Annotated in this window: 27 protein-coding genes and 1 riboswitch; of the genes, 8 read left to right on the top strand and 19 right to left on the bottom strand. The window is 73.1% G+C overall.

Annotated features, from left to right (window positions below):
• Positions 1 to 25: 25 nt before the first annotated feature.
• Entirely contained in the window at positions 26 to 1018 is a 993-nt protein-coding gene (locus NP064_RS03510; protein WP_227567894.1) for an aldo/keto reductase, read from the bottom strand.
• A 54-nt stretch (positions 1019 to 1072) separates the two neighbouring features.
• On the opposite strand from NP064_RS03510, the gene NP064_RS03505 reads away from it, so the two are divergent.
• The 4 genes from NP064_RS03505 to rocD all read left to right on the top strand — a co-directional run bounded on the left by NP064_RS03505 (position 1073) and on the right by rocD (position 4240).
• Positions 1073 to 1618 carry an SRPBCC family protein gene (locus NP064_RS03505; RefSeq protein WP_227567895.1) on the top strand — a complete coding sequence of 182 codons (546 nt, stop codon included), beginning with the start codon at positions 1073 to 1075 and terminating at the stop codon, positions 1616 to 1618.
• Complete coding sequence (locus NP064_RS03500) at positions 1618 to 2031, top strand: MmcQ/YjbR family DNA-binding protein (RefSeq protein ID WP_227567896.1); 414 nt, start codon at positions 1618 to 1620, stop codon at positions 2029 to 2031. The genes NP064_RS03505 and NP064_RS03500 overlap by 1 nt, the downstream gene beginning before the upstream one ends.
• 128 nt (positions 2032 to 2159) lie before the next feature.
• Positions 2160 to 3014: a dimethylargininase gene (gene ddaH / locus NP064_RS03495; protein WP_227567897.1), complete on the top strand. Its 855-nt coding sequence runs from the start codon at positions 2160 to 2162 to the stop codon at positions 3012 to 3014.
• On the top strand, positions 3011 to 4240 hold the full coding sequence (gene rocD, locus NP064_RS03490) for an ornithine--oxo-acid transaminase (RefSeq protein ID WP_227567898.1): 1230 nt from the start codon (positions 3011 to 3013) through the stop codon (positions 4238 to 4240). The genes ddaH and rocD overlap by 4 nt, the downstream gene beginning before the upstream one ends.
• A 34-nt stretch (positions 4241 to 4274) precedes the next feature.
• Here rocD and NP064_RS03485 read toward each other — a convergent pair whose 3' ends face one another.
• Positions 4275 to 5495 carry a hypothetical protein gene (locus NP064_RS03485; RefSeq protein ID WP_227567899.1) on the bottom strand — a complete coding sequence of 407 codons (1221 nt, stop codon included), beginning with the start codon at positions 5493 to 5495 and terminating at the stop codon, positions 4275 to 4277.
• A 145-nt stretch (positions 5496 to 5640) separates the two neighbouring features.
• Here NP064_RS03485 and NP064_RS03480 point away from each other — a divergent pair, with 145 nt between their 5' ends.
• A complete protein-coding gene (locus NP064_RS03480; protein ID WP_227567900.1) occupies positions 5641 to 6129 on the top strand; it encodes an Lrp/AsnC family transcriptional regulator in 489 nt (162 codons plus the stop codon).
• 37 nt (positions 6130 to 6166) lie between these two features.
• On the opposite strand, the gene NP064_RS03475 is transcribed toward NP064_RS03480, so the two are convergent.
• The 4 genes from NP064_RS03475 to NP064_RS03460 all read right to left on the bottom strand — a co-directional run bounded on the left by NP064_RS03475 (position 6167) and on the right by NP064_RS03460 (position 9828).
• Positions 6167 to 7117: a universal stress protein gene (locus NP064_RS03475; RefSeq protein ID WP_227567901.1), complete on the bottom strand. Its 951-nt coding sequence runs from the start codon at positions 7115 to 7117 to the stop codon at positions 6167 to 6169.
• 105 nt (positions 7118 to 7222) lie between these two features.
• The gene (locus NP064_RS03470; protein ID WP_227567902.1) at positions 7223 to 7723 is read right to left on the bottom strand and encodes an HNH endonuclease; all 501 of its coding nucleotides are present in this window, start codon (positions 7721 to 7723) and stop codon (positions 7223 to 7225) included.
• 186 nt (positions 7724 to 7909) lie between these two features.
• Complete coding sequence (locus NP064_RS03465; RefSeq protein WP_227567903.1) at positions 7910 to 8680, bottom strand: C40 family peptidase; 771 nt, start codon at positions 8678 to 8680, stop codon at positions 7910 to 7912.
• A gap of 2 nt (positions 8681 to 8682) precedes the next feature.
• Positions 8683 to 8874: riboswitch (cyclic di-AMP (ydaO/yuaA leader) on the bottom strand.
• 258 nt (positions 8875 to 9132) lie between these two features.
• A complete protein-coding gene (locus NP064_RS03460; RefSeq protein WP_227567904.1) occupies positions 9133 to 9828 on the bottom strand; it encodes an iron-dependent transcriptional repressor DtxR in 696 nt (231 codons plus the stop codon).
• Between the two features lie 97 nt (positions 9829 to 9925).
• On the opposite strand from NP064_RS03460, the gene serC reads away from it, so the two are divergent.
• Together serC and NP064_RS03450 are read left to right on the top strand one after the other, a co-directional pair.
• On the top strand, positions 9926 to 11068 hold the full coding sequence (gene serC, locus NP064_RS03455) for a phosphoserine transaminase (RefSeq protein ID WP_227567905.1): 1143 nt from the start codon (positions 9926 to 9928) through the stop codon (positions 11066 to 11068).
• Positions 11061 to 12326, top strand: a complete 1266-nt coding sequence (locus tag NP064_RS03450; RefSeq protein WP_227567906.1) for an MFS transporter — start codon at positions 11061 to 11063, stop codon at positions 12324 to 12326. The genes serC and NP064_RS03450 overlap by 8 nt, the downstream gene beginning before the upstream one ends.
• 31 nt (positions 12327 to 12357) lie before the next feature.
• Here the strand turns inward: NP064_RS03450 and NP064_RS03445 are convergent, their stop codons facing one another.
• Together NP064_RS03445 and NP064_RS03440 are read right to left on the bottom strand one after the other, a co-directional pair.
• The gene (locus NP064_RS03445; RefSeq protein ID WP_227567907.1) at positions 12358 to 13689 is read right to left on the bottom strand and encodes an MFS transporter; all 1332 of its coding nucleotides are present in this window, start codon (positions 13687 to 13689) and stop codon (positions 12358 to 12360) included.
• The gene (locus NP064_RS03440) at positions 13686 to 14192 is read right to left on the bottom strand and encodes a MarR family winged helix-turn-helix transcriptional regulator (protein WP_227567908.1); all 507 of its coding nucleotides are present in this window, start codon (positions 14190 to 14192) and stop codon (positions 13686 to 13688) included. Before NP064_RS03440 ends, NP064_RS03445 begins: the two co-directional genes overlap by 4 nt.
• A gap of 104 nt (positions 14193 to 14296) precedes the next feature.
• Between NP064_RS03440 and NP064_RS03435 the strand changes: the two genes are divergently transcribed.
• The gene (locus NP064_RS03435; protein WP_227567909.1) at positions 14297 to 14800 is read left to right on the top strand and encodes a VanZ family protein; all 504 of its coding nucleotides are present in this window, start codon (positions 14297 to 14299) and stop codon (positions 14798 to 14800) included.
• Here the strand turns inward: NP064_RS03435 and NP064_RS03430 are convergent.
• The 11 genes from NP064_RS03430 to NP064_RS03380 form a co-directional block, all read right to left on the bottom strand.
• Positions 14778 to 16256, bottom strand: a complete 1479-nt coding sequence (locus NP064_RS03430) for an NCS2 family permease (protein ID WP_227567910.1) — start codon at positions 16254 to 16256, stop codon at positions 14778 to 14780. The two genes, NP064_RS03435 and NP064_RS03430, sit on opposite strands and share 23 nt — an antisense overlap.
• Before the next feature lie 102 nt (positions 16257 to 16358).
• Entirely contained in the window at positions 16359 to 17180 is an 822-nt protein-coding gene (locus tag NP064_RS03425) for a CAP domain-containing protein (protein WP_227567911.1), read from the bottom strand.
• Positions 17181 to 17285: 105 nt separating this feature from the next.
• Positions 17286 to 17780 (bottom strand): hypothetical protein, encoded by a 495-nt coding sequence (locus tag NP064_RS03420; RefSeq protein WP_227567912.1) that lies wholly within the window; start codon positions 17778 to 17780, stop codon positions 17286 to 17288.
• Entirely contained in the window at positions 17777 to 18139 is a 363-nt protein-coding gene (locus tag NP064_RS03415) for a response regulator (protein ID WP_227567913.1), read from the bottom strand. Before NP064_RS03415 ends, NP064_RS03420 begins: the two co-directional genes overlap by 4 nt.
• A gap of 72 nt (positions 18140 to 18211) precedes the next feature.
• Positions 18212 to 18694 carry a chemotaxis protein CheX gene (locus tag NP064_RS03410; RefSeq protein ID WP_227567914.1) on the bottom strand — a complete coding sequence of 161 codons (483 nt, stop codon included), beginning with the start codon at positions 18692 to 18694 and terminating at the stop codon, positions 18212 to 18214.
• Positions 18691 to 19074, bottom strand: coding sequence for a response regulator (locus tag NP064_RS03405; RefSeq protein WP_227567915.1), 384 nt, complete (start codon positions 19072 to 19074; stop codon positions 18691 to 18693). Before NP064_RS03405 ends, NP064_RS03410 begins: the two co-directional genes overlap by 4 nt.
• Complete coding sequence (locus NP064_RS03400; protein WP_227567916.1) at positions 19071 to 19940, bottom strand: CheR family methyltransferase; 870 nt, start codon at positions 19938 to 19940, stop codon at positions 19071 to 19073. The genes NP064_RS03405 and NP064_RS03400 overlap by 4 nt, the downstream gene beginning before the upstream one ends.
• Positions 19937 to 21100 carry a protein-glutamate methylesterase/protein-glutamine glutaminase gene (locus NP064_RS03395; protein ID WP_227567917.1) on the bottom strand — a complete coding sequence of 388 codons (1164 nt, stop codon included), beginning with the start codon at positions 21098 to 21100 and terminating at the stop codon, positions 19937 to 19939. Before NP064_RS03395 ends, NP064_RS03400 begins: the two co-directional genes overlap by 4 nt.
• Positions 21101 to 21189: 89 nt before the next feature.
• Complete coding sequence (locus NP064_RS03390; RefSeq protein ID WP_227567918.1) at positions 21190 to 22818, bottom strand: methyl-accepting chemotaxis protein; 1629 nt, start codon at positions 22816 to 22818, stop codon at positions 21190 to 21192.
• Positions 22818 to 23936 (bottom strand): multiple monosaccharide ABC transporter substrate-binding protein, encoded by a 1119-nt coding sequence (gene chvE, locus NP064_RS03385; RefSeq protein ID WP_227567919.1) that lies wholly within the window; start codon positions 23934 to 23936, stop codon positions 22818 to 22820. The genes NP064_RS03390 and chvE overlap by 1 nt, the downstream gene beginning before the upstream one ends.
• Positions 23937 to 24081: 145 nt before the next feature.
• Positions 24082 to 25944: a methyl-accepting chemotaxis protein gene (locus NP064_RS03380; protein ID WP_227567920.1), complete on the bottom strand. Its 1863-nt coding sequence runs from the start codon at positions 25942 to 25944 to the stop codon at positions 24082 to 24084.
• Between the last annotated feature and the right edge of the window lie 174 nt (positions 25945 to 26118).

Raw genomic sequence — 26118 nt, 5'->3', positions numbered from 1 at the left:
CCCCGGTCAGAGGTGGGTCAGGCGCTCACCAACGCCCGTGCACGTGCGCGCGCACCGACGTGTCGTAGATCCGCTCGAGCTCGGCGGCCGTGCCCACGTCCAGGGGGGACAGGTCGGCGGCAGCCGCGTTGCCGCGAGCCTGCTCGGCGTTCCGCGCGCCGGGGATCACCACCGAGACGCCCTCCTGGTCGAGGATCCAGCGCAGCGCGAGCTGGGCAGTGGTCGCGCCCTCCGGGGTGCGCGCCGCGACCTCGCGGGCCGCCACGACCCCCACCTCGAACGGCACTCCCGCGAACGTCTCGCCCACGTCGAAGGACTCGCCGTTGCGGTTGAAGGTGCGGTGGTCGCCGGCCGCGAACGTCGTGCTCTCGTCGTAGCGGCCCGACAGCAGCCCGCTGGCGAGCGGAACGCGCGCGATGATGCCGACGCCGGCCGCGGCGGCCGCGGGGAGCACGGCCTCGAGCGGCTTGCGGCGGAACACGTTGAGGATGATCTGAACGCTCGCGACGTTCGGGCGCGCGATCGCCGCGAGGGCCTCGTCGACCGTCTCGACGGACACGCCGTACGCGGCGATCGCCTTGTCGGCGACCAGGGTGTCGAGCGCGTCGTACACGTCGTCGCGGTGGAAGACCTCGGTGGGCGGGCAGTGCAGCTGCACCAGGTCGAGGGTGTCCATGCCGAGGTTCGCGCGCGAGCGGTCCGTCCAGGCCCGGAACGCGTCGAGGGTGTAGGCGTCGGCGGTGTGCGGGTCGGCGCGCCGGCCCATCTTGGTCGCGACCGTCAGCCCGTGCGCACGGTCGCCCCGCTCGGCGAGGAACCGGCCGATCAGGCGCTCGCTGCGCCCGTCCCCGTAGACGTCGGCGGTGTCGAGGAAGGTCACGCCGCTCTCCACCGCCGCGTCGAGCACCCCGAAGGCGTCGTCGTCGGCGACCTCGCCCCAGTCCCCGCCCAGCTGCCAGCAGCCGAGGCCCACGACCCCGACCGACCTGCCCGTCCGTCCCAGCACACGCGTCTCCATGGCCCTGACGCTACCGTGAGGAAAAGGTGATCCAGGACGCGTCAGGGGGCCCGCATGTCGTCGTCGCAGGTCGGCAGGCAGGGCGCGCGGGGCAGCGGCAGGGCTGCCCCGGGCAGGCTGGTGGCGGTGTCCCGGATGCTCCCGATCCCTGCCGCCGAGGCGTTCCGCCTGCTCACTGATGCCAGGAACCATGCGCGATGGATCCCGATGACGCGGGTCGAGGCGCCTCCCGGGCCGCCGCGGCGGGGCGCGATGGTCACGGCGGTCTCGGGGCCCCTCGCACGCCGCGGAGCCCCGGGCATCGTCGACCGGATGCGGATCGACCGGTGGGACCCGCCTGGCGAGGGCGCCGCGGGCGTCGCGGTGTTCACCAAGCTGGGGCCCCTCCTGCTCGGCGAGTCGCAGATCGTGGTCGAGGCAGCCGGGCCGCATCGCTCGCGCGCCACCTGGTCGGAGCGCGTGCGGCTGGCCGGCCCGGCGCCGGCCGCCGCCCTGGTGGCGCCGGTGCTGCGGGCGATGCTCGCCCTGGCGCTGGCCCGGGCCGGCCGCGAGGTGCGGGCGTCGCGCCGCCGGCGCCCCTCCCGGACCGGGGCGCCGTGATGACGCACCCGCGCATGTACGACGACGGCGACCCGTTGCTGGCCGGGGTGCGCGCCCTCACCTCGGCCTTCCCGGAGTCCGCCGAGGTCGAGTCGTGGGGGCGGCCCACGTTCCGGGCGGGCCGCAAGATCTTCGCGGTCTTCGGCACGCACGTCAGCCCGCACGGCCTGGTGCTCAGGCCCGACGAGGACGAGCGCGAGGCGCTGCTCGCCGATCCGCGGTTCTCCTCGCCGCCCTACTTCGGGCCGTCCGGCTGGCTGGCGCTCGACCTCGACGCCGCCCCCGTGGACTGGGACGAGGTCGCGGAGCTGCTCGACGACTCCTACCGCCAGGTGGCGCTGCGCCGGATGGTGCAGGCTCTCGATGATCAGATCGCGCCCCGCGCAACGAATCACCGCAGATCCCCTAGTTGACGCAACGAAGACGCCAGCCACAACAACGCGACCTGTCATTTCCGTCGACGCAGGGCTCGTAGGCTCGACGTGACCTTGTCCCGATGACGCGACGCCACCCTCCTGACCCTCTTCGAAGGAGCACCCGAATGCCCGTGAGCCCGGCCGCCGATCCCTCCACCCCCCGCGTCGCGACCCCGCGCCGCTACCTGATGTGCGAGCCGGTGCACTACACCGTCGCGTACGAGATCAACCCCTGGATGGACTCGACCCGGCACACGGACACCGAGCTGGCGCGGAGCCAGTGGCGCACGCTGCGCGACGTCTACCTCGACCTGGGGCACACGGTCGAGACGATCGACCCGATCCCCGGGCTGCCGGACATGGTCTACGCCGCCAATGGCGCCCTGATCGTCGACGGAATCGTCTACTCCGCGCGATTCCGCCACCCCGAGCGCGCGCCCGAGGGCCCGGCGTACGAGAAGTGGTTCGCCGACCGCGGCTTCGTCACCCACACCGCCGCCGAGGTCAACGAGGGCGAGGGCGACATCCTCCCCGTCGGCGACCTGATCCTCGCGGGCACCGGCTTCCGCACCGACCGCTCCGCGCACGCCGAGCTGGCCCGGGTCACCGGCCACGAGGTCGTGTCCCTGGAACTGGTGGACGCGCGGTACTACCACCTCGACACCGCGCTCGCGGTGCTGCAGAGCGACGCGGCCGACCCGCAGGTCGCGTACTTCCCCCCGGCGTTCTCCCCCGCGTCCCAGGAGCGGCTCCGCGAGCTGTTCCCGGACGCCCTGCACGCCACCGACCGGGACGCGGCGGCCCTGGGGCTCAACGCGGTCAGCGACGGGCGGCACGTCGTCGTCGCCCCCGGCGCGGTCGACCTGGCGCCCGCGCTGCGCGAGCGCGGCTACGAGACCATCCCGGTGGACACCTCCGAGCTGCTCAAGGGGGGCGGCGGCGCCAAGTGCTGCACGCTCGAGATCCGCGACGTGCCATGACGGCCGTCGCGGGCCCGGGCGTCGGCGCCACCCCTCGAGGGAGCCGGCTGGCGGGCAACTACGCGCCGCTTCCCGTCACCCTCGCCTGGGCGTCCGGCGCCTGGGCCCGCGACGTGGACGGGCGCGCGTACATCGACATGCTCGCGGGCTACTCGTCCCTGAACTTCGGGCACCGCCATCCCGCGCTCGTCGCGGCCGCCCGCGACCAGCTCGACCGGCTCACCCTCTCGTCCCGGGCCTTCGGCCACGACCTCCTCGAGCCCTTCGCCGACGCGCTCGCGCACCTCGCCGCGCCCGCCGTCCGTGGCGGGGCGCCGCTGGTGCTGCCGATGAACACGGGGGCGGAGGCCGTCGAGACCGCGATCAAGGCCGCGCGCAAGTGGGGCTACGACGTGCGCGGCATCGCTCCCGAGCAGGCGACCATCATCGTGGCGGACGGCAACTTCCACGGCCGCACCACCACCATCGTGTCCTTCTCGACGGACGCCGAGGCCCGTGACGGCTTCGGCCCGTTCACCCCCGGCTTCCGCGTGGTCCCCTACGGTGACGCGGACGCGCTGCGCGAGGCCGTCGACGAGACGACCGTCGCGGTGCTGCTCGAGCCGATCCAGGGCGAGCAGGGCGTCGTGGTGCCGCCCGTCGACTACCTGCCCGCCGTGCGCGCCCTGTGCGACGAGGCCGACGTGCTGTTCATCGCCGACGAGATCCAGTCGGGCCTGGGCCGCACCGGCGCCACGTTCGCGTGCGAGCTGTGGGGCGTGCAGCCCGACCTCATGACGCTCGGCAAGGCGCTCGGCGGGGGCATCGTGCCGGTCAGCGCGCTGGTGGGCCGCGAGGACGTGATCGAGGTCCTCTCCCCCGGCACGCACGGCTCCACATTCGGCGGCAACCCGATGGCCTGCGCCGTGGGCCTGGCCGTGATCGAGCTGCTCGGCTCCGGAGAGCCGCAGGCCCGCGCCCGGTCCCTCGGCGCGCACCTGCACTCCCGCCTCGCGACGATGGCCACGGCCGGCCTGATCGAGCGCAGCCGCGGCGTGGGCCTCTGGGCCGGGATCGACGTGGACCCTGCCCACCTGACCGGCCGCGAGCTGTGCGAGCGGCTGCTGGCGCGTGGCGTGCTCGCCAAGGACACCCACGGCTCGACCATCCGCCTCGCCCCGCCCCTCACCATCGGGTCGGACGACCTCGACCTCGCGCTCGACCCCCTCAGCCAGGCCCTCTGCTAGCCCTCGTGTCGGCCGGGCCTGTGCGGCCGGACGGTCAGCTGAGCTTGATCGCGGTGAACAGCCGGCCGTCACGCACCACGGCGCCGATCGACATCCGGCTGATGTCGCTCTTGAGCATCCACGCGTTGTGGGCGGAGGAGTTGGCGTAGGCGTTGATCATGGCCGTCGAGCTGGCGGGCTGCACCCAGCCGACGATCGAGTCGTTGCCGCCGTGCCAGATGCGCCACTCGCTGGCCATCGCCGTGGCGTGCGCGTTCAGGGTCGACGAGCCCGAGATGCTCAGGGCGGGCAGGCCGTTGTTCGCGCGGTGGGCGTTGAGCGCGTCACCGATGGACTGGACGCTGTACCCCTCGATGCCGGCGACCTGGGCCGCGGGCGCCTCGCCAGCGGCGGCCGGGGCCGCTGCTGCGCCAGCCGCGGCACGGCTGCTCCGGGGCGCGCTCGACTTCGGAGCGGCCGCCCGGGCCTTCTTCTCTGCCGCGGCAGCAGCCTGGGCCGCGGCGGCCTGCTCTGCCGCGATCCGGGCATCCTCGGCGGCCTGCCACTGGGCCTGGGCCTCGACGACTCCCTGCTGCGGGACGGCGATCCCGGCGAGGGCCGCCCGCAGGTCGGTCTGGCTCGTCCCCTGGCCGAGGGCCGCCGCGGTGGCGGCCACGGTGTCCATGGCCTCTTGGAGGGCCGCGCGCGGTCCGTCACCGGCCTGTGCGTTCGCCTCCAGCACCGCCTGGGCCTGCGCCTGAGCCTCCAGGGCCACGGCGGCCTGGGCGGCCTGCGCGGCGGCTGCCGCCGCCTGGGCGACAGCGGCGCCGCGCGCCTGGAAGAACTGCTCGTCGGCCCGCTGCTCGGCCACGACCTGCGCCACCCGCTCCTGCGCCCGGGCGAGCTCCGCGGCCTCCGCCTGCTGCTGCAGGCGCACCGCCGCGCCGGCTGCGAGAGCACCGAGCAGCAGCACCACGCTGACGCCCGCCACCACGGACGTGGGACGGCCAGGGCGCGCGGCGGGGGCGGCCTGACGGGGGCCGGGGGCCGTCTGCGGAGGGGCCGCGAGAGGCTCGGCCGTCGGCACGAACAATCCGGCGAGGTCAGGCAGCAGCAGGGCGGCAGTCTCCGGCGGGAGGGCGTCGATGCGCGGCGGCGGCACGAACGACGCCGGGCGGGTCTCGACGGGCGCCGCCACCTGGGCAGCGGCGCTCCCCTGCCGCTGGGTCGGGACTGTCGCCAGTCGCCTCTGGTGCTTGTGCCGGACGGTCGCCATCTGAGCCCCCTCGTGTCGTGCACGACTTTCCTGGACCCACAGACCATCGGCAACCGGGAGAAACAACTGAAGTCGCTGGGAGCAACCTGTGTGGGTCGAATTCGGGCGCCGCGGCCGCCTCGTCGATCTACGACATCATGGGCGGGTGCAGCACGAGACCGGGACCAGGGCAGAAGCCCTCGACGCGCTCGACGAGGGGATCCTGCGGGCGCTGTCCGTGGACGCCCGCGCCAGCTATGCGGAGATCGGCGCGGTGGTGTCGTTGTCCGCTCCTGCGGTGAAGCGCCGCGTCGACCGCCTGCGGGCCCGCGGCGTCGTCCGGGGCTTCACCGTGCGGCTCGACCCCGCGGCGCTGGGCTGGTCCACCGAGGCGTTCATCGAGCTGTTCTGCCACGGCTCCACCAGCCCTGCGACCATGCAGGCGGCCGTCGAGCACTACCCCGAGGTCGTCTCCGCGAGCACCGTCACCGGCGATGTGGACCTCATGGTCCAGGTGCGCGCCCGGGACATGCGCCACCTGGAGCGCGTCGTCGAGCGGCTCGCCGCCGAGCCGTTCGTCGCCCGGACCAGGTCGACGATCGTGCTGTCAGCGCTCGTGCGCCGCCCCGAGGTGCCACCGGCCCTCGCCGACTAAGCCCACGCAGGGCGCCCGGCCGCCCCGGTCCCGCGCGTCACTGCGGTGCGTCGGAGGCGCCCGCGTCCTTGCAGCGGTTGGTCACGACCATCACCGGGCACTGCGCGTGGTGCAGCACGGCCTGGCTGGTCGAGCCGAGCAGCAGCCCTGCGAAGCCACCGCGGCCCCGCGACCCGAGCACCACCAGGTCGCTCGCGGAGGAGAACTCGGTGAGCAGCTCGGCGCCGGTCCCGTCGAGCACGTGGCGGCGCACCGTGATGTCCGGGTTGTCCACCAGTGCGCGGTCGACCACCACGTTGAGGCCCTCGGCGGCGTCGGCGAGCAGCTGCTCGTGATCGATCGTCGCGGGCATCCACGCGAGGATCCCCGCCCCGGCGCCCACGGGCACGCCCGCCACCGCGACCAGTTCAGCGCCCCAGGCGCGGGCCTCGGCGATGGCGCGGCGGAGGGCCAGGTCCGCCTGCGGGGAGCCGTCGATGCCCACCACGATGCGGCGCACCGGCCGCACGGCGGGCAGCGGGCCGTCGTCCGCCACCGCAGACCCGTCGGCGCCGCGCAACGGCACCACGACCGTCGGGCAGTACGCGTGCGCCGGCAGCGCCGACGACACCGTGCCCAGCAGCCGGTCCGCGAAACCACCGCGCCCGCGGGTCCCCACCACCGCGAGGCTCACCTCGCGGGACATCTCGACGAGCACGCCGGTGGCGTCACCGGTGGCGACCGTCGCCGTCACGTCCAGGGGCCCGTCCGCGCGAGCCCGCTCCTTGGCCTCCAGCAGCACCGCGCGTGCGCCCTCGAGGATCGCGGTGTCGTCGAGCGCCGCGTAGCCACCGTCGAGTGACGCCGCCGTGAACGACGGCACCGAGTACGAGCAGACGATCCGGAGGGCGTGCCCCCGGGTTCGCGCCTCAGCCGCTGCCCAGTCCAGGGCGTGGAGGCTCGCAGCGGAGCCATCCACCCCCACCATCACCGTGGGATCGTGTGTCATGGGTCCAGCCTCCTGTGGCTCACGCGGCCAGTGTGCCCCAGACGATGCCCTCAGCGCACCTTTCGGCGGGACATCCTGGACGTGTTCTTGAGAGATCCTTGACGATCAAGCCACCAGGTACGCCGACCACGCGGGCTCGACCGCGACGATGCCCGCGACCAGCACCGACGACCCGCGCGGGCTCCGCGGCACGTACGACAGCTCCCAACCGAGCTCGGTGAGCAGCCTGTCGGCCTTGCGGTGGTTGCACCGCGCGCACGCCGCGACCACGTTCGCCCACTCGTGCTGCCCGCCGCGCGAGCGGGGGTGCACGTGGTCCACGGTGTCGGCGGCCCCGCCGCAGTACGCGCACCGGTACGCGTCGCGCTGCAGCACCGTGCGCCGGGTGGGCGGCTGCGGGCGGCGAACGGGCACGTGCACATAGCGCGTCAGGCACAGCACGACGGGCGCGGGCAGCACCGCGCGCTCCGAGTGCAGCAGCCGGCCGTCGGACTCCAGGATCGTGGCCTTGCCCGACATCACCAGGCTGACCGCGCGCCGCAGGCTCACGACGCAGAGCGGCTCCATGCTGGCGTTGAGCAGCAGTGTCCGGCGAGGTGTGGGCATCAGCACGGCGACTCCTAAGCCCGGAGTGGGACCCGGCTGGCTGCCAGTGCCCCGTGGGGGAGGTGCAAGCGCGACCAGCGTACGCGGCACCTCTCCCCTCACCCAGTCTTTCTGGGCGATGCGCCGGGTGGAGACGCCGAAGGGCCCCGGCGACCTGAGTCGCCGAGGCCCTTCGTGCAGGTGGTGTCAGCCGATGCGCAGGAAGACCGGCGCGCTCTGCCAGATGGAGCGGAACTGAACCGTCTTGCCCGGGCGGGGCGAGTCGATCTGCTGGTCGCCGCCGGCGTAGATCGAGATGTGGCCGGGGCTCCAGATCAGGTCGCCGGCCTTCGCCTCGTCACGCGAGATGACGGTGCCCGCGGCCTTGATGCCCGCGGACGTGCGGGGCAGCGAGATGCCGAGCTGGCCGTAGACGTAGGACACGAAGCCGGAGCAGTCGAAGCCGTCGGGCGTGGTGCCGCCGGAGACGTACGGGACGCCGACGTACAGCGCCGCGATCTCCAGGACGGAGTTGCCGGCCACCGACTGCGGGACGGAGCTGGCGGCGACCGCCGCGCGCTCCGTCGTGCGGGAGACGGCCTGGGTGCTGGCGGCAGCGCGGGTGGCGGCACGCGTGGGGGCGACGACGGGGGCCACAGCCTCGACTGCGGGGGCGTCGAACGACCACGCGGCATCGACCGGTGCGGTGACGACCGGGGCGGTCTCGAGGACCGCGCGGGCCGAGGCGGTGAGAGCCGAGGTGTCGACGGCGGGGAGCGAACCGGCAGCGGTGCCCGAGTTCGCGGCGGTGGCGCTGGTGCCCATCATGGTGACGACGAGGCCAGAGGTGGCGGCGACGACAGCGGTCCGGCGGCCGACAACGCCTATGGACTCGGTTGCGGCATGTGCGAGGTCGGTCAGTGGTGTCACGGGGCGGCGCGCGGCGCGGTGGCGCGCACGGTTCGAGCTCACGGTCACAAGGTGCCTCTCCTGTCGCCTACGAGGTGAGCTGTCGGGTTCGGGTGGGAGAACACCCGGCCGATGGACGACGTTCCGTCCCTCGGCTTCACCCCAAGGACGCTAGACATCAGCGCCCACTACGTGGGTCCCCCGCCCCTGCCGGCGAAGTTGTACGGACCTCGTGCGGCGGCAGGGTTCGGCGTTCCGCTCGAGGGCTTCAAAGGGAGGAGGGTTCCTTGAAGCAGGACTGAACGTACAGCAGACCCGCTGCCATGTCACGCTCCGGTCACGATCTCCCGGCTGGGGCAACACTTCGGCCCCGTGCGACAACACACGGGGCCGTGGGAGTGGCGTGGGTCTGACCTGGGCGTAAGCGTGGCTGATCGGACCACGCCGGTCAGGAGCCCGCCGTGACGTTCGTCACGTCGACGTCATCGACGCGTCACCGCAGGGGGGTTGTGCTCGTGCGCCTAGCCGACCCGCACGAAGATGTGCCGGGCGACCTCGACCGGCAGGTCCAGCACCGTGTCCGCGTCAGGGCGGCCCACGGTGACGACCCCGGCGCTGTGCTCGACCTTGATCTCCCCGCCGGGAACGACGCCGGCCTGCGCGAGACGGGCCAGCAGCTCCACGTCGGTCTGCAAGGGCTCGCCGAGGCGCGCCACCACAGCCCTGCCGCTCTCGACGCCCGGGGCGCCGGCCGCCAACGACACGACCCCGTCGAGGAAGCCCACGGCCGTGCTCTCCTCGCCCAACTCGGCCAGGCCCGGGATCGGGTTGCCGTACGGGTCGAAGTGCGGGTGGTCCAGCAGGGCGGCGAGGCGGCGTTCGACTCGCTCGCTCATGACGTGCTCCCAGCGGCACGCCTCCTCGTGGACGAACTCCCAGTCCAGGCCGATGACATCGGTCAGCAGGCGCTCCGCGAGGCGGTGCTTGCGCATCACGCGCACCGCCTTGCCCATGCCCGCCTCAGTGAGCTCGAGGTGGCGGTCGCCGCTCACCACGAGCAGCCCGTCGCGCTCCATCCGTGCCACCGTCTGCGAGACCGTGGGCCCGCTGTGGCCGAGCCGCTCGGCGATCCGGGCGCGCAGAGGGGTGATCCCCTCCTCGGTGAGCTCATAGATCGTTTTCAGGTACATCTCGGTCGTGTCGATCAGGTCGCTCACGGCACTCCCTCTCATTCGCCTGTCCCGCCGGGGCCAGGTTAGTTGGTCCCGGGCGCGGTCCGTGCGGTTCCTGGGGCGCACGCCTTATCCTCAGCCTGTGCCCGAGGCCCACGAGATCCCGCAGATCGTCATCCCCTCCCACCTCTTGCCGCAGGACGGCCGCTTCGGCTCCGGCCCCAGCAAGGTGCGGCCCGAGCAGGTGCAGGCCCTCGCGGCGCTGGGCGCCTCGGTGCTGGGCACGTCGCACCGGCAGGAGCCGGTCCGCGCCATCGTGCGCCGGGTCCGCTCCGGGATCGCCGAGCTGTTCGCCCTGCCGGAGGGCTACGAGGTCGCGCTCGGCAACGGCGGCTCGACGGCGTTCTGGGACATGGCGACCTTCTGCCTGGTGCGGGACCGCTCGCAGCACGCCAGCTTCGGCGAGTTCGGCGCCAAGTTCGCGCAGTCCACCACCCGCGCCCCGTTCCTCGGGACGCCCACGGTGCGCACCGCGCCGGGCGGCCAGCTCACCCTCCCCGAGCTCGAGGACGGCGTGGACGTCTACGCCTTCCCCCACAACGAGACGTCCACAGGCGTCGCGGCGCCGGTGCGCCGGGTCGAGGGCAGCCGCGAGCAGGGTGCGCTGATGCTCGTGGACGGCACGTCGGGCGCCGCCGGGCTGCCGGTGGACGTCGCGGAGACCGACGCCTACTACTTCGCGCCGCAGAAGGGCTTCGCCTCCGACGGCGGGCTGTGGCTCGCCGTGCTCTCCCCCGCGGCGGTCGAGCGCGCCGCGTCGATCGAGGGCAGCGGCCGGTGGGTGCCGGAGTTCCTGTCGCTCAGCACCGCGGTGGCGAACTCCCGCCTGGACCAGACCCTCAACACCCCCGCGATCGCGACGCTCGTGCTCATGGCCGAGCAGATCGAGTGGATCCTCGGGCAGGGCGGCCTGGACTGGGCCACCCGGCGCACCGCGGCCTCGGCGGCCCACCTGTACGGGTGGGCCGAGTCGCGCGCGTGGGCCGAGCCGTTCGTGGCGGATCCCGCGCACCGGTCGGCGGTGGTCGGCACGATCGACCTGGCCCCGGAGATCGACGCCCCGACGGTCACCCGCGTGCTGCGCGCCAACGGCGTGGTGGACGTGGAGCCGTACCGCAAGCTGGGCCGCAACCAGCTGCGGGTGGCGATGTACCCGGCGGTCGACCCGGACGACGTGCTCGCCCTGACTGCGTGCGTCGACCACGTGGTCAGCCAGCTTGCCTGACGCCGAGGCTGACACCGGCGCCGCCCGGCTCGGGCGGACGGCCCCTGCCCGGCTCGTCCGGGACCGCGTGACCCTGACCCTCTACGGGTACTCGGTCACCTGGGGCTGGTTCCTGTACAGCTTCACGCCCGCCGTTCCCCTGATCGCCGACGACCTGGGGATCACCCGCGCCCAGGCGGCGCTGCACGGGGTGCTCATGGCGACGGGCACGGTCCTCGCGGGGGCGATCAGCTCGCGGCTCGCCCACCGCGTCGGTCGGCGGGGAGCCCTGCTGATCGGGCCCAGCGCCATCGCCCTCGGGGTGGTGCTGCTGGTCACGGGCGACTCCCTGGCGCAGACGCTGCCCGCCACCGCGATCACCGCGCTGGGCGGGTCGCTGTCGATCTCCGCTTTGCAGCCCGCCCTCGACGCCCACCACGGGCGGGCAGGGGCGGCGGCCGTGACCGAGGCCAACGGCGCCGGGGCGCTCGTCGGGCTGGTCGGGCCCCTGGTCCTCGGGCTGTCGGTCACGCTGGGGCTGGGCTGGCGGCCGGCCGTCGCGCTGACGGCCGTCTTCGCGCTCGTGATGCTCGGCGTCATGTCACGGCTTCCCGGCGTGGGGGCGCTGGGCCTGCCTGCCCCCCGCCCCCAGGCCCGACCCTCCACGGACGGCTCAGTCGCCCGGCTGCGGGCCGGCTCCCGCCACGAGGGCTTCTCGCCCGCGTTCTGGCTCCTCTGGGGCGCCCTGGTGTGCGTCATCGGGGTGGAGAACGCCACCACCTTCTGGGCCTCGGACCTGCTGCGCGAACAGACGGGGGCCAGCGCCGGCCTCGCCTCCGGGGCGGTCTCGGGGCTCATCGCGGGCATGGCCGCCGCGCGGTTCGCCACCGGGCGCCTGGCGCTGCGCTTCTCCACGGTGAGCCTGCTGCTGGCCTCGTTCGCCGTCGCGGGTGCCGGCTGGCTGGTGTTCTGGACCGCGACCAGCCCGGCGGTCGGGGTCGTGGGGCTGGTGGTGGCAGGGCTCGGCTACGGGGCCCACTACCCGTTGATGATCGCCTCGACGATGGCGGCCTCGGAGGGGCGCCCCGACATGGCGCAGTCCCGCTCCACGATCGCGGCGGGCGGGGCGATCGCCGCCGCGCCCTTGCTGCTCGGGGCGCTCGCCGACCAGCTGGGGCCGCGCACCGCGTTCGTCGTCGTGCCGGTCATGCTCGCGGCCGCCGCGCTGGCGGTCGTGCTCGCCCGGCGCTCGACGCGCCGGGCCGGCATCGCCCTGTAGGCGGACCGGAGCCGGGCTCAGTCCGCCGGGCTCAGTCCGCGGTGGTGGCCGTGGTGGCCTGCCGGGCGCGGAGCTCGGCGGTCTCCGGCTGGGGCGCCGCGGTCAGCACGGGGTAGCGGATGTCCAGGTGCGGGCGGCTGCGCACCCGGTACCGCACGTCGAGATGCCAGTGCCGCTTGGCCCAGATCGCGGCGCCGGTCGCGACCAGCAGCGCGGAGATCGAGCCGATGCCGATGGCCCACCGCGCGCCGAACTCCTCGGCCACCCAGCCGACGATAGGCGACCCGACGGGCGTGGCCCCGAGGAAGACGATCATGTACAGCGACATGACGCGTCCGCGTACCGCGGGGTCGGTGGTCATCTGGATGGTCGTGTTCGCCGCCGTCATCATGGTGAGCGACGCGAAGCCGACCGGGATGCACGACACCGCATAGCTCGGGTACGTGGGCATGAGCGCCATCGCGCCGCTCAAGACGCCGAAGGCGAACGCGGATCCGATGACCAGGCGCACCCGGGGGCGCTCACGCCGCGCGGCCATCAGCGCGCCCGCGAGGGACCCGATGGCCAGCACGGACCCGAGGATCCCGTACTCGCTGGCGCCGCGGTCGAACTCGGTGCGGGCCATCATGGCGCTGGTCAGCTGGAAGTTGAGGCCGAACGTGGACACGACGCCCACCACGACCATGATCACCAGGATGTCGCTGCGCTGGCGCACGTAGGCGATGCCCTCGCGGATCTGTCCCTTGGCGCGCGCCACCGTGGGCAGGGGGTACAGCTCGGTGAGGCGCATCTGGGTGAGCGCGAAGATGGTCGCGACGAAGGTGACGCCGTTGATCATGAAGACCCAGCCGGTGCCAACCCAGGCGATGAGCAGGCCGGCGAGGCCGGGGCCCACGAGCCGCGCGGCGTTGAACGACGCGCTGTTGAGCCCCACGGCGTTGGACAGGCCGGCGGCGGGCACCATCTCGGCGACGAACGTCTGCCGGACGGGGCCGTCGATCGCGGAGACGCAGCCGAGCGCCGCGGCGAAGACGTACACGTGCCACAGCTCGGCGTGGCCGCTGAGCACCAGGGCGCCGAGCCCGAGGGCGAGCACCGCCTGGGCAGCCTGGGTGCCGATCAGCAGCTTGCGCCGGTCGACGCGGTCGGCCAGCAAGCCCGCCCAGGCGGACAGCAGCAGAGTCGGCGCGAACTGCAGGGCCGTGGTGATGCCGACGGCGACGCCGGAGTCGTCACTGAGGACGGTGAGCACGAGCCAGTCCTGGGCGACGCGCTGCATCCAGGTGCCGATGTTGGCGACCAGGGCGCCGACGAACCACAGCCTGTAGTTGAAGTGCTTGAGGGAGGCGAAGGTGTTGCTCACTCGGCGACGAGCCTCCTCAAGAGCACCGTCGCCTCGGCGAGCGTGGCGCGTTCCTCCGGGGTGAACGACGCGAGCCGGCGGGTCAGCCACTCGTCGCGGCGGCGGCGGGTCTCGCGGACCTCGGCCGTGCCCGCGTCGGTGAGGCTCACGACGACCTGGCGCTTGTCGGTCGGATGCTCGCCCTTCGCGACGAGGCCGAGCTCCACGAGGGAGTTCACCGTGCGCGTCATGGACGGCGGCTGGACGTGCTGGCGCTCGGCCAGGGCTCCGGGGGCCATGGGCCCGTTCTGGTGCAGCCAGGCGAGGACGGAGAACTGCGAGTCGGACAGGTCGGCGGAGCCTCGCTCGGACCGCACGCGGCGCGCCGTCCGGAACACCGCCACCCGCATGTCCCCCGCGAGCTCGCGCGGACGGCACTGCTTGGCCGTGACCGGGCCTGGGGAGGCGGTCGAGGCTGCCACTGCCCCGCCGGACACGCCGGGGGCAACGGGAGCAGAGGACATGTCGTTACCTTAACTCATTACCCAATGCAATCAAAACCCCACACGCTCCGCCGGCCTGGCGCCGGCCCTCAGCCGCCCAGCGGGCCGCCGCCTACGCTGGGCCGATGTCGGGACCCCGCCGCCAGGCCCTGCTGATCGCCGCCCTCGCCGGCTACCTCGCGCTCGTCGCCCGGATGACGCTGCGGCCCGAGCCCGCCGAGCCGGAGACCTTCGACGTGGTGCGGGAGGTCATCGCCTGGCTCGCGGACCGGGGCGCCCCGGTGACCTACGACGGCGTGGAGGCGGTGTCGAACGTCCTCATGTTCGTCCCGTTCGGGGTGCTCGTGGGGCTGCTGCTGGACGGGACGCGTCAGCGCGCGGCCATCGTGGTCGGCGCGGCGTGCGCCACCTCGACGGCCATCGAGCTGGCCCAGCGCGCGTTCCTGCCGAGCCGCGTGCCCACGGTCCAGGACGTCGTCCTCAACACGGCAGGGGCGGCCGTGGGCCTCGGCCTGCTCCTGGCCGCCCAGCTGTGGCTGGCCCGGAGACGCCGCGAGCCGGGCCCCTCCCCCGAAGGGGCGGGCCCGGCTCACGAGCAGGGGGAGGTCAGACGCCGAGCGCGTCCTTGATCGGGCCGAGCGTGAAGTAGGCGAGGAACAGCAGGCCCGCGACCCACATCAACGGGTGGATCTCGCGGATCTTGCCGACCGCGAGCTTGATGACGACGAAGGCGATGAAGCCCGCGCCGATGCCCGCGGTGATCGAGTAGGTGAACGGCATCATGATCATGGTGAAGAACGCCGGGATGGCGATCTCGAAGTTCTTCCAGTCGATGCCGGTGACCTGCATGACCATCAGGAAGCCGACCACGACGAGCGCCGGGGCGGCAGCCTCGGACGGGACCATGTCCACCAGCGGGGACAGGAACGTGGCGAGCAGGAACGCGATGCCGGTGACGACCGACGCCAGGCCGGTGCGCGCGCCGTCGCCGACGCCCGCGCTCGACTCCACGAAGCTCGTGTTGGACGAGACGCCAGCGGCGCCACCCGCCGCGGCCGCCACCGAGTCCACGATCAGGATCTGCTTGGTCTTGGGCGGGTTGCCGTCCTCGTCGAGCAGGCCGGCCTCGCCACCGACGGCCACCATGGTGCCCATCGTGTCGAAGAAGTCCGCGAGCAGGATCGAGAAGACCAGCAGGATGACCGCGACCACGCCGATCTTGCCGAACGAGCCGAACAGGGAGAACTGCCCGAGCAGGCCGAAGTCGGGGACGCTGACGATCGAGTCGGGGATGGTGGGGGCGTTGAGCTCCCAGCCGGTGGGGTTCGTGCCGTCGGTGTTCTGCGGCCCGATCTTCGCGATCGCCTCGATGATCACGGCGAGCACCGTCGAGGTGAGGATGGCGATGAGGATCGCGCCCTTGATCTTGCGGACCATCAGGACGATGGCGACGACCAGTCCGACGACGAAGACCAGGACGGGCCAGCCGCTGAGCGAGCCGCCCACGCCCATCTCGACGGGGGTGGCCTCGCCGACCCGCACGAAGCCGGAGTTGATCAGGCCCAGGAAGGCGATGAACAGGCCGATGCCCACGCTGATGGCCGTCTTGAGCGGGGCCGGCACCGCCTTGAAGACCGCCTCACGGAAGCCGGTCAGCACGAGCGCCAGGATGATGAGGCCCTCGAGCACCACGATGCCCATGGCGTCGGCCCAGGTCATCTCGGGCAGCACGGCGATGGAGAACGCCACCACGGCGTTCAGGCCCAGGCCGGCGGCGAGCGCGAGCGGGAAGTTGGCGACCACGCCCATGACGATCGTCAGCACGCCAGCGACCAGCGCGGTGGCAGCGGCGATCATCGAGAGGTTGGGCGCGTCGCCCCCACCGAGGAACTGGCCGGTGCCGTCCTGGACGTAGCCGAGGATGATCGGGTTGAGGACGATGATGTAGCTCATCGCGAAGAACGTGACCAGGCCGCCGCGGATCTCCGCGCCGACGGTCGAGCCACGCTCGGTGATCTTGAAGAAGCGGTCGAGAGCGCCCTGGGGGGGTGACGTCTTCACGACCTCGGGGGAAGTTGTCGCCATGGCGGGCATGATGGCAGATCGGGCTGGAGGGGATTGGACAGTGTCCAGGCTTGTTAATACGCCGGAAACACGACGGGTCCAGACGCCCTTCCGTGGAGCTCGCTAACCGAGGAAGACCTGGGCGCAGAGCATGCCGCGCGGGCCCTCGACGCACCCGACGCCGATCGACGTGTGGGACACGCGCAGGATGTTCGCCCGGTGGCCCGCCGACCCCATCCAGCCCGCGGTCATGTCCGCGGGGGTCCGGTGGCCGAGCGCGAGGTTCTCGCCGACGGTCCGCCCGCCGCAGGCGCCGAGGACGGGGCCGAGCGGGTCGTGCTCGAAGCGGCCCTCAGCCACCAGGAGCGCTGCGCGCTCGACGGCCTGCGACGCCGCGCAGCCCGAGGTGGCGAGCGTGGCGAGCCCACCGGCGAGGCGCTGCTCGTTGGTGAGGGCGGTCAGGCTCGCCGCGAACTCCTCCGCGGCGGTGGCGCCGGAGGGCACGGGAGGCTCCGCGGGCGGCGGCTCCTGCGCCGCCGGGTCCGGTGAGACCGGGGCTCCCTCGGCAGGGGGCTGTGCGGGGTCGGCGGGCGCGGGGGCAGGCGCCGCGACCTCGCCGGGGGGCGCCGCAGTGTCCGCCGCGTGCGGGTCGCTGCCCTCCGCTGCCGCGCTGACCTGCGGCTCCCCCTCGCGGGAACTGCTGCGCGACACCGTCTGGCCTCCACGGTCGGCCAGCGCCGTGACGCGGTCCGGGAGGCCCGCGAGGTGCACGGCGCCGGTCTCGTCGCGGAGCACGGGAGAGGCGACGACCGCCACCGCGCCGAGCGCCACGACGGCCGAGACGCCGACCACCCGCCGCAGCGTGCGCAACCTCCGAGCACGTCGTTCCCGCCACGCCCGGAGGTCGCGACGGCGCGGCAGGGGGTCCGCACCGGTCGAGTTCATCTGCGGCACGTTATCGGATCGTGACCCGCGCGTCCCCACCGCGGCCATGTGAAAGCTCTCATGGCGCCAGGCGCCGGCGCGGCCGAGTCGCGCCGACGACGCCGGTCAGCCGCCCAGCACCAGCATCGAGAACCGCCCCGAGCCGTAGCCCTTGACATCGATGTCGAGGTCGAGCCGCGGCACGTAGGCCAGCACCCACTTGGCGACATCCGCCGGCAGCGGCTCCCCGGGGGCGTACACCGAGTCGAGCTTGAGGTGCGGCAGGCCCTCGCCGTTGAACAGCGCGGCCAGCACGTTGAGGATCTCGCTGGCGTTCTCCAGCAGGTTGTCCGGCATGGCCCCCGCGCCGATCGCCCGCTCGGCGCCCGAGGACGGGATGAGGGCGATGGCCGCGCCGGTCCGCGCGGCGAGCTCCAGGTCCATGATGACCAGCGCGCTCAGCTGCAGGCGACGGTCCACGTACACGCCGACCAGCCCGCCGAACTCGACGGTGGGGTCGACCATGTCCCCGCCCGTCACCACCTCGACGTCCCGGTTCAGGAGGTCGGCCAGCATGTCGCGGACCTCCTTGGCGGCGGGCAGCGGCGTCACGGCGTTCATGCGAGCACCGGCTCGATGACGTCGCGGAACGACTCGGCCGTGAACGGCTTCGCGATGAGGAACAGCGCCCCCGCCTCCTCGGCCGCCTGGCGCATCTCCGGGGAGCCCTCCGACGTCACGAACCCGAACGGCGTGGAGAAGCCCGCCGCGCGCAGCTCGCGCAGCAGCTCGATACCCGTCATCTCGGGCATGTTCCAGTCGGAGAGCACCAGGTCGGGCTCGTCGGCCCGCACCGCCGCGAGCGCGGCGGCGCCGTCGGGCGCCTCGGTGACGGACCAGTCGTACCCCGCCTGGCGCAGCGTGCGGATGACGATCTGCCGCATCACCCGGCTGTCGTCCGCGATGAGTACTCGGAGCATGAAGGTGTTCCTCCCTAGAGGTGCGCGTCGCGCACTCGAAGTGGTCGGTTCTCAGGTGTACGTGTGGGCCGGCTACTCGGCGGCCGCGGTGACGACGACGACGAACGGGCGCCCGCGCCACGACATGCGCAGCTCGTGCAGGAGCGATCCGGCCATCGGCGGCGCTGCCTGCGCGACCTGGGGCAGGCCCAGGTCGCCGACCTCCGTCAGCAGGGACTTCACGTTGCCCCCGACGACGTTCGCCACCTCGCCGAATGCGTCCATCACATCGCAGTCGTCCACGGGCTCGTCGGGGGCCATGCCCAGCAGCGCGCGGCTGAGGTCGTGCGCCGTGGCCCGCTCGGTGTTCAGCGCCACCCGACCGGTCCACGACCCCGTGAGGTCGACCCAGGCCTCGAGCGGGTCCGCGAGCGCCGGGAAGGCTCCCGACCACAGCACCAGGGTGCTCGGGTCGTCGTCGATCATCGCCGCGAAGACCTGCTCGGCGATCGACTGGACCTGTGAGCCGTCAAAGGTGCGCCGAACCCCCTCGGTGGCGACCCGCACGGCCATCATCGGGCGTCCTCGAGCGGCAGCAGGCCGAGCAGCGCGAGCTTCTCCCGGAGAGCCTCGGGGGTGAACGGCTTGACCAGGTACTCGTGGGCGCCGGCGGCCAGCGCCCGCACGATCTGGCTCTGCTCGCTCTCGGTCGTGACCATCATCAGGGTGATGTCGCGCCAGGCGCGGTTCGCTCGCACCTCCGTGACGAACGTGAAACCGTCCATGACCGGCATGTTCCAGTCGATGCATGCCAGGTCGACCTCGAGGCCGCCGGTGAGCAGGTCGAGGGCCTCCTGCCCGTGGGCAGCCTCCGTGACCTCGTAACCGAGCGGCTCAAGGATCCGCGAGACGATGCGCCGCATCGTGCGCGAATCGTCGATCACCAGTGCTCTCATCGTGTCACTCCAGATCCGAAGGGGGTCGGGACGGTTGGCGGCGCGGAGCCGCTCGCGAGGCGCCGGGGGCAGTACACCGAGCCACGGCCGAGGGGCAGCCGTTCCCAGTCGTCGTCGACGCCGATCGTGGTCTCCGCGGCGCCGAGCACCAGGAACCCGTCCGGCCTCAGCACCCGGTGCATCCGCGCCAAGATCTGCTGCTTGGTGGCCACATCGAAGTAGATGAGGACGTTGCGCAGGAAGACGATGTCGAACACCCGCCCGGCGGGCGCCGGGTCGAGCAGGTTGTGCCGCAGGAAGCGCACGGACGAGCGCAGGGTGCTCGAGATGCGCCACTCGGGGCCCTCGGCCTCGAAGTGCCGGTCCCGCATGGCGGCGGGCAGGCCCCGGTCGATCTCGAGCTTGCTGTAGGAGCCAGCCCGCGCGCGCTCGAGCACCTGCTCGGAGAGGTCGGTCGCGAGGATGTCCGCCTCGGCGTGCGCGGGCAGGGCGTCCTGCAGCGTCATCGCGATCGAGTAGGGCTCCTGGCCGGTCGAGCACGCCGCCGACCACACCTGGAGCCGGCGCGTGCCGGGACCGGCGGTCAGCGACGGGATGATGTGCTGGTGCAGCGCCACGAACGGCGCGCCGTCGCGGAACCACGACGTCTCATTGGTGGTGAGCGCCTCGACCACGAGGTCGCGCTCGTGCTCGGACGCGGCCGAGCGCACCGAGCGGACGAACTCGTCGATGCCCAGGCCCGCACGGCGGGCCAGCGGAGCGAGCCGGCTCTCGACGAGGTACTCCTTGCCCGCCTCGAGCTGGATCGCGCTACGGCGCCGGACCAGGTCCGCGACGAACTCGAAGGAGTCGGTGGTGAGCGTCATGAGGCGGCTCCCCCGGAGGTCGCAGGCGCCCGTCGGGCGCCCGCGTGCGCCACGGAGCGCGCCACGAAGGACTCGATCACCCGGCCCATGTCGTCGAGCGGGACGATCTCGTGCGCGAGCCCGGCGTTCGCCACGACTCCCGGCATGCCCCACACGACGCTCGAGGCCTGGTCCTGGACCATGACGGTCCCGCCGGCGGTCACCACGTCCTCACAGCCGGTGCGGCCGTCCGCGCCCATGCCCGTGAGGACCACGCCCAACAGGTCGCCCCGCAGCACCTGGACCGCGGAGCGGAACAGCACATCGACCGACGGGCGGCAGAAGTTGACCGGCGGGGCCTGGGTGAGGGCGGTGCGCAAGCCCGAGCCCGCGCGGCGCAGCTCGAGGTGGTGGTTGCCTGGCGCGACGTACACGTGCCCGCGCAGCAGCTCCTCGTCGCCGCGGCACTCGACGACCGTCGACGGGCCCAGCCGGTCCAGGCGCGCGGCGAGCTGACGGGTGAAGACAGGCGGCATGTGCTGCACGACGAGCATCGGGACGGGCAGCGGCTGGCCCAACGCGCTCAGCAGGCGCGACAGGGCCTCGGGCCCCCCGGTCGACGACCCGAGCACCACGGCGCGCACGGGGTGCCGTGGCTCCGCCCGCTGGGACGGGACGCCGCGCGACGCCGGCAGGTTGCGCCCGGCGGCATGCTGCCCGACGACCTCGGCCGCGCTCGGGGCCCCGTCCTTGCCTCGCTGGCTGCCGGCCTGCGGGCCGACGAGCGCGTGGATCTTCGGCAGCAGCTGCTCGGCGACCCGCTGCAGGGACTCCTGGACGCTGCCGCTGCCGCTCGGCTTGGTCACGTAGTCGCTGGCGCCGGCGACGAGCGCGTCGAGGGTCGCCGCGGCGCCCTTCTCCGTCAGCGTGGAGAACATCACGATGGGCAGGCTGTGCCCGGTGCGCCGCAGCTCCCGCACGGCGTCGATGCCGTTCATCTCCGGCATCTCGACGTCCATCGTGACGATGTCCGGGCCGAGCTGGTCGACCTTCGCGAGTGCGATCCGGCCGTTGGGCGCGCTGCCCACGACCTCGATCGAGGCGTCGGTGGACAACGCCTCGGTGACGAGCCGTCGGATGACGACCGAGTCGTCAACCACCAGCACCCGGATGCGGGTCATGTGAGCTCCTGCCTGGCACCGCGGAGCGGGCGCACGTGTTGCTTATCGGCCGCAGCGGCCAGTTCCTGAGCGGCAGAGCGCCCCAACGGTCAGTACGTGAACAGCGCCACTCGGGCGTTCAGGTCGGTGGACAGCTCAGCCAAGTCGGTGACTTGCGAGGACACCCCGTCGAGGACTGCCACGGACCGTGCCGCGGCGTCCGCGACACCGGTGATGTTGGCGGCGATCTCCCCTGCGCCGGTCGCCGCCTCCGAGACGGACCGGGACATCTCGTTGGTCGTCGCCGTCTGCTCCTCGACCGCGCTGGCGATGGTGAGCTGGTAGTCGTTGATCGTCGCGATGATCTGCGCGATCTCCGCGATGGCGACGACGGCCGCGGACGTCTCGCCCTGGATCGCGTCGACCCGCCGGGCGATGTCCTCGGTGGCGGTGGCGGTCTCCCGCGCGAGCTCCTTGACCTCCCCCGCGACGACGGCGAAGCCCTTGCCCGCCTCCCCCGCGCGCGCCGCCTCGATCGTCGCGTTCAGAGCGAGCAGGTTGGTCTGCTCCGCGATCGAGGTGATGACCCTGACGACGTCGCCGATCTTCTGCGACGAGGCCCCGAGGCGAGCGACCTGCTCGTTCGTCGAGGCAGCCGCCTGGGTCGCCTGGTTGGCGACCTTCGCCGCCTCGGAGGCGTTCTGCGCGATCTCGCGGATGCTCGCGCCCATCTCCTCGGCGCCGGCGGCCACAGCCTGGACGTTGCGGGAGACCTGCTCCGCGGCGGCCGCGACCACGCCTGCCTGGGCGCTGGTCTGCTGCGAGCCGGCGACCACGTCGCCGTTGGACGCGTTGAGCTGCGCCGCGGTGCCCTCGACCGTGCCGGCCGCCGACGCCACGCCCGCGAGGGTCGTGCGCAAGGACTCCTGGGCGGTCGCGAGCGCCTCGGCCATCCGGCCGGTCTCGTCGCGCCACGGCACGTCGGCCGCGACGGTGAGGTCCCGTTCCGCCATCGCCTCGAGCGCCCCCTGAACGGTGCGCACCGCCCCGGTGATGCGGCGGGTCACCAAAACGGCGAGCGTGCCGGAGAGGCTGCTGCCCACCACGAAGGCGATCAGCAGGCCGAGGATCGTCCGATCGACCTCAGCCTGGCTCGCGGCCAGGATGTCGTCGACCTGGGCGTCCACCTGGCCCTGCGCCAGCGCCAGCGCCCTGCCGGCCCAGTCCGGGTCGGCGGCGACGTCGGCGCCCAGGGCCGCCTGGAGCCCGGTCACGTCACCGGCCTGCACCAGCGGCATCAGGGTCGAGTCGCGGTAGGCCACCCACGCCCCCCACCGCTGGATGAAGTCCGCCCACTGGCGGGTCTCGGACTGCGGGTACTCGGAGATGAGCGCGATCTGCTCGTCGACCACGCGGTCGTTCCAGGCCGACGACGTCAGCAGCTGGGCCAGCGTGTCCGGGTCGGTGGCCTCGGCGGCGCGGTGCACGAGCAGGTTGCTGCGCGTCTGCGCGGTGCGGAGCTCGGACATCGACGACTGGAGGCGCCCGGTGAGGCCGGACATCTCCTCGAGGTTCTGCCCGGCCCGCCACAGCGCGACGGCGCCCGTGCCGCCCACGAGGGCGAAGGTCGCGCCCAGGACGAGCAGCGAGGCCGTGATCTTCAGGGCGATGGGGCGGTCCCAGAACCAGGAGGCGCGCAGGCGGCGCACCCGGCCGGCAACGGTGGGTTCGGCGGCCATCAGCTCAGCTCCTCAGCGGTGTAGTAGCCGCTGTCCACGAGGACCGCGCGGTAGTTCTCCTTCGTCACGAGCTGTGGCGCCAGCAGGTACGACGGGACGACCATCACGCCGTTGTCGTACGTCGTGATGTCGTTGGCCTCCGGCTCGATGCCCTCCAGCAGGGCGCGGACCATGGACACGGCCACCTCTGCGAGCTGCCGGGTGTCCTTGTAGATGGTCGAGTGCTGCACGCCCGCCCCGATGGACCGCGCGGAGTCCAGCTCCGCGTCCTGGCCCGTCACCACGGGCAGCGGGAGCCCGCCCGTGCCGTAGCCAACGCCCTGCACGGCGCCGAGCACCGCCCGGGAGATCCCGTCGAACGGGGACAGCACGCCGTCGAGCCGAGCCTTGCCCGTGTACAGCGGCAGCAGTTCCTGCATGCGTGCCGCCGCGATGTCGGCGCTCCACGCGTCGGTGGCGATCGAGGCGAAGTCCGTCTCCCCCGAGGCGACGGTCAGCACGCCGGAGTCGAGGTAGGGCTGCAGCACCTGCATCGCGCCCTCGTAGAAGACGGTGGCGTTGTTGTCGTCCGGGGAGCCGGCGAACAGCTCGACCGCGAACGGCCCGGGGTCGCCCGTGGGCTGCCCGCCCGCGTCGAGCACGCCCAGGCCCTGCAGCAGGCTCGTCGCCTGGAGGACGCCCACCCGCGCGTTGTCGAACGTGGCGTAGTAGTCGATGTCGGGCGACTCGCGGATCAAGCGGTCGTAGGCGACCACGGGGATGCCCGCGCCACGGGCCTGCGCCAGCACGTCCTTGAGCGCGACGCCGTCGATCGACCCGATCACCAGGGCGTCGGCCCCCGCCGCGACCATCTCCTCGAGCTGAGCGACCTGCGTGGGCACGTCGTCCTCGGCGAACCGCAGGTCCACGTCGTAGCCGAGGGACTCGAGCTGCGCGGTGACGTTGTCCCCATCCGCGATCCAGCGCTGGGACGTCGTGGTGGGCATGGCGACCCCGACCAGCGGCCTGTCCGGCGCATCGCCCGCGACGCCGCACCCCGTCAGCGTGGAGGCGGCCAGCACTGCGGCCACCATCCCTGCGGAGGCCTCGATCACACCTCGTCGTGTCCGACGCCTCATCGGCGAACTCCCTCGGCTCTCGGTTCCGGCGCTGCTGCCGCTCCGCCCTTCCGATCGGCTGTCGACCGGGGCATGTGAGCGTTCCCGTCCTGGTGGCCCGGCGCCCCCCGGCCCGGCATCTGCTCGCGGCGGTGCCACCCGGAGATCAGTAGGTGAACGCCGCCACACGGGCCCGGAGGTCCGCCGAGTTCATCGCCAGCAGCTCGACCGAGCCCTCCATCCGCGCCATGACGTCTGAGGTGGCGGCAGCCTCCTCCGCCACGGCGGTGATGCGCTCGGCGATCTCGCCAGATCCCGTCGCCGCCTCGGTCACGCCCCGCGACATCTCGCCGGTCGTGGCGGTCTGCTCCTCGACCGCCGAGGCGATGGTGAGCTGGAAGTCGCTGATGCGGGAGATCACCGAGGTGATCTCCCCGATGGCCGCGACCGCCGAGGTGGTGTGCTCCTGGTTGGCCTGCACGCGGGCCGCGATGTCGTCGGCGGCTCGGGCCGACTCTTGCGCGAGGTCCTTGACCTCGCCCGCGACGACGGCGAACCCCTTGCCGGCCTCGCCGGCCCGGGCCGCCTCGATGGTCGCGTTGAGCGCCAGCAGGTTGGTCTGCCGGGCGATGGCCGTGATCGCCTTGACGACCGCCCCGATCTCCGCGGAGCTCGCCCCGAGGGCGTCGACCGTCTCGGCAGCCGCCCGGGCGTGCGTGACGCCCTCGGCGGCGACCTCGGCGGCCTCGTTCGCGTTCTGCGCGATCTCGCGGATCGAGGCGCCCAACTGCTCGGCGCCGGCCGCGACGGCCTGCACATTGCGGCTGACCTGCTCTGCGGCGGCTGCGACGACACCCGCCTGCGACGACGTCTCGTGCGAGCCGGCGGCCACCCGCGCCGCGGCGGCGGCCATCTCCTGCGCCGCGCTCGTGACGTCGTCCGCGGTGCCGCTGACCCCCTCGAGCGTCGCGCGCACGGACACCTGCGCCCGGGTCAGGGCCTTCGCCATCTGGCCCAGCTCGTCCTCGGAGCGCTGAGTGGCGGCGACGGTGAAGTCGCCGTCGCCCATCGCCTCGAGCGCGTGCTGCACTTCCTGGACCGAGCCGCGGATCGAGCGGGCGATCACCAGCCCGAGGGCCACCACCAGGACCAGCGCCGAGACGAGCGAGGCGCCCAGGATCAGCATGGCGTTCTGCGCCTTGGAGTCGGCCCGCTCGGCCACCGCGTAGAAGTACGTGTTGGTCTCGTCGGCCACCCGGCCAAGCGCCGCGCTGTAGGTCTCGACCAACGGCTGGCTCGACTTCTCCACGAGCTTCGAGTAGTACACCCGGTCGTCCTGCAGCGCCGTGGGGATCAGCACCCTGTCGCGCAGCGTGACCCACTTCTCGTAGGTCGAGGTGAACGTCTCCCACGCCTCTCCGCTGTCGAAGGCCTTCTCGTACGCGACGATCGCCTCGTTCACGGCAGTGTCGTTCGCGGCCTGCTTCGCCAGCCACTCCTCGGTCATGACGTCGTCGTCGAAGGCTGCGACCTCGGCGGCGATCACGCGCGCGGTCAGCTGGCCCTGCTCGACCTGGCTGCGCTTGAAGACCATCTCCTCCTGCAGGCGCGCCAGCTCCTGGGTCTCCGTGGCGATCGAGCGCATCGCGACGACCGCGTAGCCGCCGGCGGCCAGCGCCACGATGGCGAGCAGCAGGATCGCGCTGAGGATCTTGGTGCGCACCGACCGCGCGGCGAACCAGGAGCCGACCCGCGCGGCGGGGGCCTCCGTGGGCGGCTCCGTGGCGGGTTCGGCGCCACCGGGGGCCTCCGGCTCGAGCTCAGCGGGCTCGAGCTCAGCGGGCACAAGCTCAGCGGGCTCGTCTGCCGCCTCTGCGGCGGGGTCGGTGATGGCAGTCCCGTCGGGCTCGATGGCTGCCTCGGCGGGCTCGGTGGACGCCATTGCGGGCTCGGCGCCCTCCGCTGAGGCCCGCGTCCCGTCGATCCCCGTGGCGGCGGCCTTGCGGAAGCCGGCCCTCTTGACGCGCATGCCGTGCTCCGTTCGGTGGACGACCCTGTCCTGGGCCCATCGGCATCGCGAGGGCACCGGTGAGGGGCTCGTCCCGACATCCCCCGAATGGCGCAGGTCGGGCACCCGATCAGGGCCCGAGGGGTCAGCCGACGGTCCCCGGGCGTGAGGCCCGTGGCAGGCGCAGGCCGGCCC

This window comes from Cellulomonas chengniuliangii (genome assembly GCF_024508335.1).
Taxonomy (GTDB): Bacteria; Actinomycetota; Actinomycetes; order Actinomycetales; family Cellulomonadaceae; genus Cellulomonas_A; species Cellulomonas_A chengniuliangii.
This window is presented reverse-complemented; position numbering and strand designations above follow the sequence as displayed.

Excerpts from the sequence above, each read along its gene's own strand:
- NP064_RS03380 (WP_227567920.1), bottom strand. The coding sequence starts at position 25,944 with ATGCGCGTCAAGAGGGCCGGCTTCCGCAAGGCCGCCGCCACGGGGATC.
- ddaH (WP_227567897.1), top strand. The coding sequence starts at position 2,160 with ATGCCCGTGAGCCCGGCCGCCGATCCCTCCACCCCCCGCGTCGCGACC.
- NP064_RS03390 (WP_227567918.1), bottom strand. The coding sequence starts at position 22,818 with ATGGCCGCCGAACCCACCGTTGCCGGCCGGGTGCGCCGCCTGCGCGCC.
- NP064_RS03400 (WP_227567916.1), bottom strand. The coding sequence starts at position 19,940 with ATGACGCTCACCACCGACTCCTTCGAGTTCGTCGCGGACCTGGTCCGG.
- NP064_RS03475 (WP_227567901.1), bottom strand. The coding sequence starts at position 7,117 with ATGACACACGATCCCACGGTGATGGTGGGGGTGGATGGCTCCGCTGCG.
- NP064_RS03440 (WP_227567908.1), bottom strand. The coding sequence starts at position 14,192 with ATGTCCTCTGCTCCCGTTGCCCCCGGCGTGTCCGGCGGGGCAGTGGCA.
- NP064_RS03415 (WP_227567913.1), bottom strand. The coding sequence starts at position 18,139 with ATGCTCCGAGTACTCATCGCGGACGACAGCCGGGTGATGCGGCAGATC.
- NP064_RS03425 (WP_227567911.1), bottom strand. The coding sequence starts at position 17,180 with ATGAACTCGACCGGTGCGGACCCCCTGCCGCGCCGTCGCGACCTCCGG.
- NP064_RS03420 (WP_227567912.1), bottom strand. The coding sequence starts at position 17,780 with ATGAACGCCGTGACGCCGCTGCCCGCCGCCAAGGAGGTCCGCGACATG.
- NP064_RS03510 (WP_227567894.1), bottom strand. The coding sequence starts at position 1,018 with ATGGAGACGCGTGTGCTGGGACGGACGGGCAGGTCGGTCGGGGTCGTG.
- NP064_RS03505 (WP_227567895.1), top strand. The coding sequence starts at position 1,073 with ATGTCGTCGTCGCAGGTCGGCAGGCAGGGCGCGCGGGGCAGCGGCAGG.
- chvE (WP_227567919.1), bottom strand. The coding sequence starts at position 23,936 with ATGAGGCGTCGGACACGACGAGGTGTGATCGAGGCCTCCGCAGGGATG.
- NP064_RS03470 (WP_227567902.1), bottom strand. The coding sequence starts at position 7,723 with ATGCCCACACCTCGCCGGACACTGCTGCTCAACGCCAGCATGGAGCCG.
- NP064_RS03500 (WP_227567896.1), top strand. The coding sequence starts at position 1,618 with ATGACGCACCCGCGCATGTACGACGACGGCGACCCGTTGCTGGCCGGG.
- NP064_RS03435 (WP_227567909.1), top strand. The coding sequence starts at position 14,297 with ATGTCGGGACCCCGCCGCCAGGCCCTGCTGATCGCCGCCCTCGCCGGC.
- NP064_RS03405 (WP_227567915.1), bottom strand. The coding sequence starts at position 19,074 with ATGAGAGCACTGGTGATCGACGATTCGCGCACGATGCGGCGCATCGTC.
- NP064_RS03430 (WP_227567910.1), bottom strand. The coding sequence starts at position 16,256 with ATGGCGACAACTTCCCCCGAGGTCGTGAAGACGTCACCCCCCCAGGGC.
- NP064_RS03485 (WP_227567899.1), bottom strand. The coding sequence starts at position 5,495 with ATGGCGACCGTCCGGCACAAGCACCAGAGGCGACTGGCGACAGTCCCG.
- NP064_RS03395 (WP_227567917.1), bottom strand. The coding sequence starts at position 21,100 with ATGACCCGCATCCGGGTGCTGGTGGTTGACGACTCGGTCGTCATCCGA.
- NP064_RS03410 (WP_227567914.1), bottom strand. The coding sequence starts at position 18,694 with ATGATGGCCGTGCGGGTCGCCACCGAGGGGGTTCGGCGCACCTTTGAC.
- rocD (WP_227567898.1), top strand. The coding sequence starts at position 3,011 with ATGACGGCCGTCGCGGGCCCGGGCGTCGGCGCCACCCCTCGAGGGAGC.